14 protein-coding genes and 1 other annotated feature are annotated in these 12,228 nt (G+C 49.7%); of the genes, 13 read left to right on the plus strand and 1 reads right to left on the minus strand.

Annotation, left to right across the window (positions count from 1 at the left end; translation table 11 throughout):
* The first annotated feature begins 219 nt into the window (after positions 1 to 219).
* From spoIIGA to FS806_RS11060, 12 genes are all read left to right on the plus strand, one after another.
* A complete protein-coding gene (spoIIGA, locus tag FS806_RS11005) occupies positions 220 to 1,257 on the plus strand; it encodes a sigma-E processing peptidase SpoIIGA (RefSeq protein WP_144935864.1) in 1,038 nt (345 codons plus the stop codon).
* Between the two features lie 30 nt (positions 1,258 to 1,287).
* On the plus strand, positions 1,288 to 2,010 hold the full coding sequence (gene sigE, locus FS806_RS11010) for an RNA polymerase sporulation sigma factor SigE (protein WP_144935867.1): 723 nt from the start codon (positions 1,288 to 1,290) through the stop codon (positions 2,008 to 2,010).
* Between the two features lie 140 nt (positions 2,011 to 2,150).
* Positions 2,151 to 2,933, plus strand: coding sequence for an RNA polymerase sporulation sigma factor SigG (sigG, locus tag FS806_RS11015; protein ID WP_144935870.1), 783 nt, complete (start codon positions 2,151 to 2,153; stop codon positions 2,931 to 2,933).
* Positions 2,934 to 3,079: 146 nt separating this feature from the next.
* Positions 3,080 to 3,382, plus strand: a complete 303-nt coding sequence (locus tag FS806_RS11020) for a YlmC/YmxH family sporulation protein (protein ID WP_144935873.1) — start codon at positions 3,080 to 3,082, stop codon at positions 3,380 to 3,382.
* A gap of 35 nt (positions 3,383 to 3,417) precedes the next feature.
* Positions 3,418 to 4,359 carry a peptidoglycan editing factor PgeF gene (gene pgeF, locus FS806_RS11025; RefSeq protein ID WP_313960580.1) on the plus strand — a complete coding sequence of 314 codons (942 nt, stop codon included), beginning with the start codon at positions 3,418 to 3,420 and terminating at the stop codon, positions 4,357 to 4,359.
* Positions 4,360 to 4,382: 23 nt separating this feature from the next.
* The gene (locus FS806_RS11030) at positions 4,383 to 5,066 is read left to right on the plus strand and encodes a YggS family pyridoxal phosphate-dependent enzyme (protein WP_144935876.1); all 684 of its coding nucleotides are present in this window, start codon (positions 4,383 to 4,385) and stop codon (positions 5,064 to 5,066) included.
* Positions 5,067 to 5,088: 22 nt separating this feature from the next.
* A complete protein-coding gene (locus FS806_RS11035; protein WP_144935878.1) occupies positions 5,089 to 5,523 on the plus strand; it encodes a cell division protein SepF in 435 nt (144 codons plus the stop codon).
* Positions 5,524 to 5,534: 11 nt separating this feature from the next.
* Positions 5,535 to 5,816 (plus strand): YggT family protein, encoded by a 282-nt coding sequence (locus FS806_RS11040; RefSeq protein WP_225312713.1) that lies wholly within the window; start codon positions 5,535 to 5,537, stop codon positions 5,814 to 5,816.
* An 8-nt stretch (positions 5,817 to 5,824) separates the two neighbouring features.
* Positions 5,825 to 6,604 carry a YlmH family RNA-binding protein gene (locus FS806_RS11045; RefSeq protein ID WP_144935881.1) on the plus strand — a complete coding sequence of 260 codons (780 nt, stop codon included), beginning with the start codon at positions 5,825 to 5,827 and terminating at the stop codon, positions 6,602 to 6,604.
* Between the two features lie 98 nt (positions 6,605 to 6,702).
* Positions 6,703 to 7,182 carry a DivIVA domain-containing protein gene (locus FS806_RS11050; protein WP_144935884.1) on the plus strand — a complete coding sequence of 160 codons (480 nt, stop codon included), beginning with the start codon at positions 6,703 to 6,705 and terminating at the stop codon, positions 7,180 to 7,182.
* A 152-nt stretch (positions 7,183 to 7,334) separates the two neighbouring features.
* Positions 7,335 to 7,580: a binding site (T-box leader), on the plus strand.
* A 65-nt stretch (positions 7,581 to 7,645) separates the two neighbouring features.
* The gene (gene ileS, locus FS806_RS11055; protein ID WP_144935887.1) at positions 7,646 to 10,417 is read left to right on the plus strand and encodes an isoleucine--tRNA ligase; all 2,772 of its coding nucleotides are present in this window, start codon (positions 7,646 to 7,648) and stop codon (positions 10,415 to 10,417) included.
* A 21-nt stretch (positions 10,418 to 10,438) separates the two neighbouring features.
* On the plus strand, positions 10,439 to 10,756 hold the full coding sequence (locus FS806_RS11060; protein WP_144935890.1) for a DUF5665 domain-containing protein: 318 nt from the start codon (positions 10,439 to 10,441) through the stop codon (positions 10,754 to 10,756).
* A gap of 22 nt (positions 10,757 to 10,778) precedes the next feature.
* Here the strand turns inward: FS806_RS11060 and FS806_RS11065 are convergent, their stop codons facing one another.
* On the minus strand, positions 10,779 to 11,513 hold the full coding sequence (locus tag FS806_RS11065; RefSeq protein ID WP_144935892.1) for a TraR/DksA C4-type zinc finger protein: 735 nt from the start codon (positions 11,511 to 11,513) through the stop codon (positions 10,779 to 10,781).
* 110 nt (positions 11,514 to 11,623) lie between these two features.
* Between FS806_RS11065 and lspA the strand changes: the two genes are divergently transcribed.
* Positions 11,624 to 12,133 (plus strand): signal peptidase II, encoded by a 510-nt coding sequence (lspA, locus tag FS806_RS11070; protein ID WP_144935895.1) that lies wholly within the window; start codon positions 11,624 to 11,626, stop codon positions 12,131 to 12,133.
* Positions 12,134 to 12,228: the final 95 nt, after the last annotated feature.

Raw genomic sequence — 12,228 nt, forward strand, 5'->3', positions numbered from 1 at the left:
CAGCCTCTTTTGTTTCCAAGTGAAGCAAGAGAGGCTTTGTTGTTGTTTTCGTTTGGAGCTTTTTTTATTTCAGCTTGGGTTATTTCCTTGCAATTTTCGCATATACTTTTCTAACTTCGACAAAAAAACTGTGGATGGTACATCACAGTTAGACAGACTTTGGAGGGGGAAAGGATTATACTGGGGTCATCCGTCGCGATAAGGTAGGAGGATAGGAGAGTGGTAGTTTATGTGGATCTTATTTTCCTATTTAATTTCATCATTGACGGGGCTCTGCTGCTGACGACAGCTTGGACAAGAAAGCTGGATATCCGATGGCACCGGCTGGCAGGTGCAGCCGCTATCGGGGCGTCCTATACCGTCTTTATGCTGATCCCCGAACTCTCCGTGATGTATACCTTTATAGCTAAAGTCCTTTTTTCCGCCGGGATGATTACAACCGCTTTCTCTTACCGCGGACTGCTTCCGTTCCTTCGGAATCTCGGAATGTTCTATGTCGTCAATTTCGTAGCTGCCGGAGGACTTTACGGATTACATTATTTCTTCCTCCCCTCGTTAGACGTAATGAACGGGATTCTGGTCACTTCATCCGGGGGGCTGATATTTCCCTTCCAAACCCATTTATGGATAGTCGGACTGGGTTTGGCCTTTATTCTTTTTTTCTATTTGCGTGTGTTTCAAGGGGCGAAACGGAAAGAGGAATTGACTGCTTATATAGCCGAAGTGGTCATCAAGCTGGATGATCTGACCCTGACCTGCAAGGGACTGATCGATACCGGTAACCGCCTCTACGATCCGCTGACGAAAACCCCGGTAATGGTTGTAGAGACATCCCTATGGGGAGACCGGCTGCCGGAGAAATGGGTGCGCCATATTCGCCGTTCTGAAGTGGACCGGATGGTGGCGGCCATGCAGGAGGAGGATTTTGAGTGGCCGGACCGGATACGTCTCGTTCCTTACCGCGGAGTCAACAAAGCAACGCAATTCATGCTGGCGGTGAAGCCGGATGAGGTCTCGCTTAGCTACAACGATAAGCATCTGGTAACCAGCAAGGTACTGATCGGATTGGATGCGGGCAAGCTGAGCGCTGACGGTTCATATGAGGCGATTATTCATCCGGATCTTGTCGTCTCCCGGGAAGAGGGAGGAAGTTTGAAGGTAAGAGAGCAGGGAAGCCTTAGCCCGGCAACGAAGATGGATGGGAAATTAGCGACGGAAGCTGAAGTCAAAAAGCCGCTTAACCTGCCGATGGATTAAGGAAGCAAGCTCTGGAGGAGGATGTGCCCAATGCTTTACAAATGGAAGCTGACGCTGCAAATTTACTATTACCGGTTATTGCTGATGATCGGTTTGAAAGGCGACGAAATTTATTACATTGGCGGAAGTGAAGCGCTGCCCCCACCTCTGACTCGCGAGGAAGAAGAGTTTCTGCTGCAGAAGCTGCCATCCGGAGACGCTGCCATCCGGGCGATGCTGATTGAACGAAATTTGCGCCTTGTCGTATATATTGCAAGGAAATTCGAGAACACCGGAATCAATATCGAGGATTTGGTTTCGATCGGGGCGATCGGACTGATCAAGGCCGTGAATACCTTCGATCCGGAGAAAAAGATCAAGCTGGCCACCTACGCCTCCCGCTGCATCGAGAATGAGATTCTTATGTATCTTCGCCGCAACAGCAAGGTCCGCACCGAGGTTTCCTTCGATGAGCCTCTGAATATTGATTGGGATGGGAATGAATTGCTACTATCCGATGTGCTCGGCACTGAGAATGATACCATATACCGAAACATTGAAGAGCAGGTGGACCGCAAGCTTCTGCATAAAGCTCTGGATAAATTGTCCGAGAGGGAGCGGGTCATTATGGAGCTTCGCTTTGGCCTGCAGGACGGCGAGGAGAAAACGCAGAAGGATGTGGCCGATTTGTTGGGAATTTCCCAATCTTATATTTCACGGTTGGAAAAGCGGATCATCAAACGGCTGCGTAAAGAATTTAACAAAATGGTTTGAGCTTACAAACGGCTCCGTTGGGCCGTTTTTGACTGCTGTGGCACAGCCTTATGCCCATTTAAGGGCTCGTTCATACGCGCATAAAAAATGATCCCAAGGAGATAATTAACATTAATGTTGCTCCTTGGGAGGTAATCACGGTGACACGAAATAAAGTCGAAATCTGTGGTGTGGATACATCAAAACTTCCTGTGCTTACAAATACGGAGATGCGGGAGCTTTTTGTCCAACTGCAAACACACAATGATCATACTGCAAGGGAGAAGCTGGTCAATGGCAATTTGAGATTGGTTCTGAGCGTTATCCAGCGATTCAACAACCGCGGAGAATTCGTGGACGATCTGTTCCAGGTAGGATGCATCGGCCTTATGAAAGCCATTGATAATTTCGACTTAAGCCAAAATGTGAAATTTTCAACCTATGCCGTCCCGATGATTATCGGCGAAATCAGGCGCTATTTACGGGATAATAACCCGATCCGAGTGTCGCGTTCCCTCCGCGATATTGCCTACAAGGCTCTGCAGGTACGCGATAATCTGACAAATATGAATTCGCGGGAGCCGACGATTTACGAAATTTCCGAAGCTCTGAATGTTCCTAAAGAAGACGTAGTGTTCGCTCTGGATGCTATTCAGGACCCGGTCTCGCTGTTTGAGCCGATTTATCATGACGGGGGAGATCCGATATACGTCATGGACCAAATCAGTGATGATCGCAACAAGGATGTAACCTGGATCGAAGGGATTGCCCTCCGGGAAGGAATGCGCAAGCTCAATGACCGGGAGAAAATGATCTTGTCCATGCGGTTTTACGATGGCAAGACGCAAATGGAGGTCGCAGAAGAAATCGGTATTTCTCAAGCTCAGGTGTCCAGACTTGAGAAGTCAGCCATATCGCAAATGCAAAAGCATGTTAAAACCTAAGAGGTTTAAACAAAACCGGCCTTCCCTGGAGGAGGCCGGTATTTTATTTTCCCGCAAACAGGACATTTTCCCCAGGCAGCACATATATTTAAATAGTGGCAGCTTCAATCCGAACCGTAAAATGACAAGGATCGTGGTGAGGCGAAGTGAAGATTTCCGATTTTCAATCGAAGGACGTAATCAACATTGTAGACGGCAAAAAGCTGGGGGTCATCAGCGATCTGGAGCTGGATCTCCGGCAAGGCCGTATCGAGTCGATTGTCGTTCCGAACAACAGCAAATTTTTCGGATTATTCGGCGGAGGGACCGATGTAGTCATTCCGTGGCGAAATATCGTCAAGATCGGCATGGATGTCGTACTGGTCAAGCTGGATGAATCCCGACCGTACCGGGTGGCGGATGAGGGAGACCCTCAGGCCGAATACCGGCCTGCCTACAGGGAAAGATAAGCAGGCTTGTGCGGGGCGCCCTGGAGAAAGGTATTATGCCTGTTCTGCGGGGCTTCGTTCCGGACGGAACCTGTGATACTATGGATAGAGGGATTAACGATTGGACAGGGGGAGAGGGTATGGAGCCTTTTCAATGGATTTCAGAAGAACCGGACAAGCCGAAATTGTGGTCAATCCAGTCTTGGACGGACCGGTATCCGGAGCTGACTGCCGGATTCACTTCGCGTTTGGGCGGAGTAAGTGAAGGGGTCTTTGCCTCTCTCAACTTGGGACTTCACGTGGATGACCGTCCCGAAGACGTTATACATAACCGGAGCCGGGTAGCGGCTGCGGTCGGTGTTCCATTGGAACGCTGGACATACGGCGAGCAGGTGCACGGGACGGAGGTTGCGGTCATAACGGAAGAAGATGCGGGCAGGGGGACAAGAGACCGGGAGAGCGCCCTACAGGAAACCGACGCATTCATAACCGACCGCAGGGGAATCGTGATGGCCGCATTGTTTGCCGATTGCGTTCCTCTATACTTCTATGATCCCGAGCATCAGATTACAGGAATCGCTCATGCCGGCTGGAAGGGCACCGTTGGCCGGATAGCTTGGCATACCGTACACAAGATGAAGGAAACGTTCGGCAGCAAGCCTGAGCAGATACTGGCTTGTATTGGGCCTTCTATCGGCCCCTGCTGCTATGAGGTGGACGAACGGGTGGCTGAACGCGTTCGGGGGCTTCTCGCCTGGTTGGAGAACGGAAAACTAATCGAACAACAGGATAATCTGCTGCGGGAAACGCAGAAAACAAATAAATTCATGCTGGACTTGCAACAAATCAACCGACAAATTATGATAAAAGCAGGAATATTGCCATCTTGTATCGAAATATCTAAGTTATGTACCAGTTGCCGAACGGATCTTTTATTTTCCCATCGTAAAGAACAGGGACTAACCGGCAGAATGATCGCTTGGATTGGATTAAGATGAGACGAAGACAGAGGTGAATCCAGATGAATCTGCAGGAAAGAGCCGAACAGGTTCGTTTCCGGATTGCAGAAGCTTGCCGGAGAAGCGGCCGGGATAGGGACAGCGTGGAAATAATAGCGGTAACGAAATACGTATCCCTCGATACCGCCCGCGCCGTCGTCGATCTTGGGTTTGATAAGATTGGAGAAAACCGGTGGCAGGATGTCAAGCCGAAATGGGAAGCTCTAGGTTCCCGGGTCGAATGGCATTTTATCGGACATCTGCAGACGAATAAGGTTAAAGATGTAGTTGGTAAGTTTCGTTATATCCATTCATTGGACAGGCTTTCCCTGGCGAAGGAAATCAATAAGCGGGGAGAGGCGATGGACACCGTTGTGGATTGCTTGATCCAGGTCAATATTTCCGGCGAGGAAAGCAAATACGGACTGAGTCCGGAACAATTTTTTCCTTTCATAGAGCAGGTTAGGTCGTTTCCGTTCATACGTGTTGCCGGATTGATGACTATGGCTCCCTATGAGAGCGAACCGGAGGACACCCGTCCGGTGTTCCGCGGGCTGCGCCAGCTGCGGGATGAATGCAATCAACGAGCACTTCTGAAGGAAGAGATCCGGCATCTCTCGATGGGGATGTCTAACGATTTTGAAGTAGCGATAGAGGAAGGAGCGACATGGGTTCGTTTAGGTTCGATTCTTGTCGGCAAGGAATAATAGGAGCAGGGAGGGAATTTGTATGGGAGTCATGAACAAATTTTTGAACTTTATCGGACTGCAGGAAGAGGAAGAGGTCGTAGAGAAGGAAAGGGGTGCGGATTCGACCCCCGATCCCGAACCGAATATGTTCGACGGACGTAAGAATAAAAACAATATCGTCAGCATCCACTCGCAGAAGAACATCCGCGTTATTCTTAGCGAGCCCCGTTCGTATGACGAAACCCAAGACATTGCAGATCATCTCCGCTCACGCAGGCCTGTCGTCGTTAATTTGCAGAGGCTCCGCTCCGATCAGGCGATACGGATCGTGGACTTTCTGAGCGGGACAGTCTATGCGCTGAATGGCTCCATATCCAAGATCGGTCCGAGCATCTTTCTATGTACCCCCGATACCGTGGAAATCCAGGGATCGATTAAAGACTCGATAGAAGATGAGGCGGACTACAACAAATAGAGGTGAACAGTTTGAATCTTTCTGATATAAACAGTTTAATTGGCACGCTTATTCAGATCTACACGTATCTAATTATTGCTTACGTACTCTTGTCGTGGCTGCCTAATGCGCGTGAAAGCTTCATTGGAGAGCTGCTCGGTAAGATAGTGGAGCCCTATCTGTCGATCTTCCGCAAGTTTATTCCTCCGATTGGCGGCATGCTTGACCTGTCTCCTATCATCGCCCTTATTGCCCTGAGGTTTGTCGGCTACGGGATTTTTGCAATCATTGAGATGATTGTAGGAGGATTTTAGGAGCATCTATGGTTAATTCGTTGTTTGCACATTTTCATCCGGATGAGCATCCCTTCGTAGATAGAGCATTGGAATGGGTGGATAAGGCAGATAACCGCCATACGGCGAAGTTAACGGACTTTCTCGACCCGAGGCAGATTCATATTCTCCGGACACTTGTGAACCGTTCGTCGAATACGGCTCTTCATATGAATGGAGGATATGCGGAAGCCGAACGTCAAAGGGCGATCATCGCTCCGGACTATCAGGTCATTGAGCAGGATGAATTCGGTTTGGCTGTCCTATCCGTTGATTCCGGCAAGGGAGGCGGCGGATTGGACCACGGAGATTATATGGGAGCGATTCTCGGTCTGGGGATCAAACGGGATAAGATCGGAGATATCCATGTGCATGAGCATGGCTGCCATTGTGTCGTCGCCGAAGAAATAAGCGATTATATGCGCCTGCATCTCCACCAAGTACATCGTGTCCATGTTCAGACGGAAATTATTCCGATAAGCCGGTTGGAACCTGCCCGGACCGTCCTGGAAGAAATGGAATTCACGGTGGCTTCTTTACGTTTGGACGGGATTGTTGGAGATGCCTTCCGCTTAAGCCGGGCTAAAGCATTGGTTCCGATCAAAGCAGGACGATGCCGGGTCAACTGGAAGGTGATTGAGGATCCCAGCCAGGTGCTTAAAGCCGGAGATGTCGTCTCGCTGCAGGGATTCGGCCGTTTTCGGGTGCTGGATATTGAAGGATGGACGAAAAAAGGCAGGCTGAGGATCCGAATTGGCAAGTATCGCTAATTTTTTTGGCCTCAGTGCAGGATTTTCGCCAGTTCTGTCGAATACTCTACGATGAATATCAAGCCGTGTTTAGAACGTACATATTGTGGAGGTGCAGTATGCCGTTAACGCCTTTGGACATACATAACAAGGAATTCAAGAGAGCTTTTAGAGGATATGATGAGGACGAGGTCAATGAATTTCTGGATCAGGTTATTAAAGATTACGAGGCCTTGATTCGTGAAAATAAAGAATTGATGCAGCAAGCTCAAGCTTTGCAAGAAAAGTTAGACCACTTCGCCAATATCGAAGAATCGCTCAGCAAGACGATCATAGTTGCCCAGGAGGCGGCGGATGAAGTCAAGACGAACTCCAAGAAGGAAGCGGAGCTGATTATTCGGGAGGCGCAGAAGAACGCGGACCGGATCATCAACGAGTCCCTGGTCAAGTCCGGCAAGGTCGCTCTGGAGATTGAGGAGCTGAAGAAGCAGGCCGCCGTCTACAGAACGAGATTCCGCACACTGCTGGAGGCGCAGCTAGAGCTGCTGAATGGCGATAGCTGGGATGTTCTCGAGGGCAAGACGGGAACGGAGGAATAAACCGGCCAGAGTAAACCGGCCAAGAGTCCGACGACTTCGGCTTGCCGTTTTTCAATGGCCGGCAGCCGGCTTCTTCATCAACTCGATGAAACTCTCCTCAAGTTGACTGGCTTATCGAATTTCGTTATACTCCATAATAATACTAACATTTGCCGAAAACGATGACTGGAACGAGTACGGCGCAGGAGCGGAAACAGCGAATTAGGGGATGGTGCGAGCCTAATATTCGTGAAGCGTCGGAATATCATCCAGGAGTATTCTCTTGAAAGGTTCAGTAGAGAGCGTCGGGTGATTCCGTTATCAATCCCTGAGTGAGTTCCGGATAGAATGGCTGTATAATTGAGCCTATTAATTCGGAGCTTAAGAGGGTGGTACCGCGAGCATCTCTCGTCCCTTTGGGGATGGGAGTTTTTTTGTTTTTTCGATATAGACAAATATTTTCGTTAAGGAGTGCACATTAGCAATGGATTATGGCAAAACATTAAACCTTCCCAAAACGGACTTTCCGATGAGGGGCAACTTGCCCCAAGCGGAGCCCAAGGTTCAGCAATGGTGGGATGAAATCGACATTTACCGTAAAGTACAGGACAACGCGAAAGGGAAGCCGAAATTTATTCTGCATGACGGACCTCCCTATGCAAATGGAGATATTCATATCGGTCATGCCTTGAATAAAATTTTGAAAGATATTATTGTTCGATACAAATCTCTTCGCGGCTTCGATGCTCCGTATGTGCCGGGTTGGGATACCCATGGTTTGCCGATCGAACAGGCGATTGCCAACAGCGGTAAGGCGGACCGCAAGAAGATGTCCGTATCCGAATTCCGGGAGGCTTGCAAGGCCTATGCTCTGGATTGGGTGGATAAGCAGCGGACGCAGTTTAAGCGGTTAGGGGTGCGCGGAGATTGGGACAATCCGTACATCACCTTGAAGCCCGAGTACGAGGCGCAGCAGATCCGTGTTTTTGGTGAAATGGTCCGCAAAGGATACATCTATAAAGGGCTTAAACCCGTCTACTGGTCTCCTTCGTCGGAGAGCGCCCTCGCGGAAGCGGAGATTGAATATCGGGAGAAGACTTCACCATCCATATATGTTGCTTTTCAGGTAAAGGACGGTAAAGGCAAATTACCGGCTCAAGCGGAAATCGTTATCTGGACGACGACTCCATGGACATTGCCTGCGAACCTGGGAATCAGCGTGCATCCTGAATTCGATTATGTGCTTGTCGAAGCGGACGGCCGTCAGTTTGTCCTGGCCGAAGGCTTGCTGGAAGCAGCGGCCAAGGAAATCGGCTGGACGGATGTGAAGGTGAAGGACAAGTTCAAAGGAGCAGAATTGGAATACATTGTCTGCCGGCACCCGTTCTATGACCGGGATTCCCTCGTTATGACGGGAGAGCATGTCACGCTTGAGGCAGGGACCGGTTGCGTCCATACGGCTCCTGGCCACGGGGAGGATGACTTCTACATTTCGCAGCGCTATGGACTCGGTGTATTGTGCCCCATTAACGACCAAGGGAAGTTTACCGGGGAAGCCCCCGGCTATGAAGGAATGTTCTATGAAAAAGCCAATGAGCCTATTATGGAGCTGCTGGCGCAAAAAGGAAGCCTGCTGAAGCAAGGGACCATTCAGCACCAATATGCCCATGACTGGCGTACAAAGAAGCCTGTCATCTATCGGGCAACGGAGCAATGGTTCGCCTCCGTGGACCGTTTCCGCGAGGCCATGCTGGAGGAAATCAAAAACATTAAGTGGACGCCGAATTGGGGAGAAATCCGCCTCCATAATATGATAGCGGAACGCGGAGACTGGTGTATCTCGAGACAGCGGACATGGGGAGTTCCGATTCCGATCCTCTACTGTACGAAATGCAACCATCCGATCGTTAACGAACAAACCATTGAGCATGTAGCTGCGATTTTTGAACAGGAAGGCTCCAATGCCTGGTTTGAAAAGAATGCTTCGGAGCTTCATCCGGAGGGGATGGCTTGTCCGGAGTGCGGCCATGCGGAATTCCGCAAAGAAACGGACATCATGGATGTATGGTTCGATTCCGGGTCCAGCCATGCAGCGGTTCTGGAAATCCGTCCGGAGCTGCAATGGCCGGCGGACCTATACCTGGAAGGGTCCGATCAATACCGCGGCTGGTACAATTCCTCGCTGATTACTGCGACAGCCGTTAGAGGGAAGGCTCCTTACCGGGGCATTCTAAGCCACGGCTTTACTCTGGATGGCGAAGGAAGGAAAATGTCCAAGTCATTGGGCAACACGGTAGATCCCAAGAAAGTTTGCGACCGGCTTGGGGCAGATATATTGCGGCTATGGGTCTCTTCTGTGGATTATCAGGCGGATGTTCGCATCTCAGATAATATTCTTAACCAGATTACCGAGGTGTACCGTAAAATCCGGAATACGCTTCGCTTCTTCCTCGGCAATCTGAACGGTTTCGATCCTGCCCGCGACAAAGTAAGCCCGAGTGATATGAATGAGCTTGACCGCTTTGCGCTTATTCACTTAAATCGCTTGAACGAACGGGTAATACGGGCTTATGACCAATATGACTTTCACATTGTATATCAAGCCGTGCACCATTTCTGCGCCGTAGAGATGAGCGCGTTCTATCTGGATATTGTGAAAGACCGGCTGTACGTCAGCGCTCCGGATGATTTGGGCCGCAGAGCCGCCCAAACCGTATTATATGAGGCCCTAACGGTAATAACTAAATTGATTGCTCCTCTGCTTCCGCATACCGCAGATGAAGTTTGGAAGCATATTCCAGGGGTGCAGGAAGAAAGCGTCCAATTATCGGAAATACCGGATCCGGATACTTCCTTGTTCGATCCTTCCCTGGAAGCAAAATGGTCCGCATTCATGGAAATCCGGGATGAAGTCTTCAAGGCGTTGGAAGAAGCAAGAAACCAGAAAGTGATTGGCAACTCTCTGGGGGCTTCCCTTCATCTTTATCCGGATGAGGAAACAGCTAAGCTCTTATCCCAATTCGATCGTCTGGACCTGTTATTTATCGTTTCCGACGTTCAGCTTCACACTGGGGCAGACATCCCGGAAGAAGCCATGAAATTCGGTCATCTGGCTGTTCAGGTAGCTTCAGCGGAAGGGGAGAAATGCGAGCGCTGCTGGATCGTGACCCCCGAAGTCGGCCGGAACGAGGCTCACCCGACGCTGTGCCCACGCTGTGCGGAAGTGGTCGATACCCATTACAAGCAGCAGCCGTAAGCCGTAAGGAGAGATAGCGAGATGTCCAACCCCAACGATGAACAGAATCAAATCCTCCGGGAGCTCAATGAACGGATAGAGCAGTTGGCCTTGAATATGGAGAAGGCCAGATTCGCCGAATATGTCCAGTTGCTCGAACGGCCGCGCAAGCTGCTGTGGAACCATCTGGTGGGCGGAATTGCCAGAGGAGTAGGAATAGCGATCGGATTTACCGTGCTGACCTCGACTCTTCTGTACGTTTTGCAGGCGCTGGGAGCATTGGATCTACCCATCGTTGGGGATTATATCGCGCAAATTGTCAAGCATGTTCAAGCACAATTGGAAGGCAGAACCTATTAAACACAGGTTCCGGCGGACTTCCCTAGTCCAATTCATCGCTGGGAGGCTCGTCTTCCAATAAAGGCTCGCCTTCACCTTGGTGCATATAATTTCGGTAAGCTTTGTTCCGAATAATCGTAACGTCCTTGCCATAGATATCCGTGGCTATGAAGCTTTCGTAATCCTCGACATAGCCATCGTTCTCATTAGCTTCGATTTCCATTTCGTCATAGCTGTCGATATACCGGTCTTCAGCCATGGCAGGACTGTTCGAAGTTCCCCAGCTTTCGACTATCTGCCAGGCGTCCTCGCCATCGAGCTGGTTTTGGCTTGGTAATTCGTCCAGGCTGGTTCTGCCGAAGGGGGGAGACAGGATTTCTTCCTCTATGGGCCTGCGCTGAGATATGGTTTTCTGAGGAACGTGAGCTTTACAATACAAGGTGGTTGGGACGGCCAACAGCCGGTCATAAGGGATAGGTTCGCCGCAAACGCTGCAGGTGCCATACTGCCCGGAGTTTAATCTATCCAGAGCGTCACGGACATCGCCTAAATATTTCTCCGCTTTATCGTTCAAGGCGACGTCCTTGCCGCGTTCGAAAACTTCCGTGCCAATGTCTGCCGGATGATTGTCATAGGAGGAAAGCTCTCCTGTTGAATCGCCCAGCGACCCGCCCAATCCGTAGTGGGAGTTTTCGGTGACTTGTTTATTGAACTCTTCTAATTCCTGCTTCAGCAATTGCTGAATTTGTTGTTTCTGTTCTTCCGTTAAGGTGTGCATTATGACGGCTCCCTTCAAGGTATTCCGCCATATTGTGCGCCGAAAGAACATGTTTTACGAAGGTAATTCCTTGTACGCAAGGAAATCATGGGTTCGGGGAGGTTGACTATTTGATCTATTATCTGATTTCTTTGCTTATCATCGCTTTGGATCAATGGACCAAGCGGCTTATTGTCAAACATATGGAGCTGAGGGAGTCTTTCTCGGTCATCGGCGATTTTTTTCATATTACTTCTCACCGCAATACCGGGGCTGCCTTTGGAATTTTGCCGAACCAACGATGGTTTTTTCTCATTGCTACCGTGATAGTCGTTGTCGGGATTTCGATTTATATGAGGAAGGTCATCCGTGAGAACAAGCGGCTGTTGCCCTTTGCCCTAAGCCTTCTTCTGGGCGGTGCCCTCGGCAATTTTATTGACCGTGCCGTATCCGGAGAGGTCGTCGATTTTCTCGATTTCACCTTTCGTTTCAACTGGTTCGGAAATCCGGTCGTCTATCCGTTTCCTATATTCAATGTAGCGGATTCCGCAATCGTTATTGGAGTTATTCTTATTTTGCTGGATTCCCTGCTGGAGTGGAGAAGAGAAAGGAAAGGTCAAACCGATGAAGTTCAATCATGACGATCTGCGGCCTTCCGATGAAATAAAGACAATCGGTAAGGAAGAAGCGAATGATAGCAGCATGAAGGATGAACCCGGTTTGCCGGGAGCCTCCG

This window comes from Paenibacillus sp. 32O-W (genome assembly GCF_007679495.1).
In the GTDB taxonomy this organism is placed as follows: Bacteria; Bacillota; Bacilli; order Paenibacillales; family NBRC-103111; genus Paenibacillus_L; species Paenibacillus_L residui.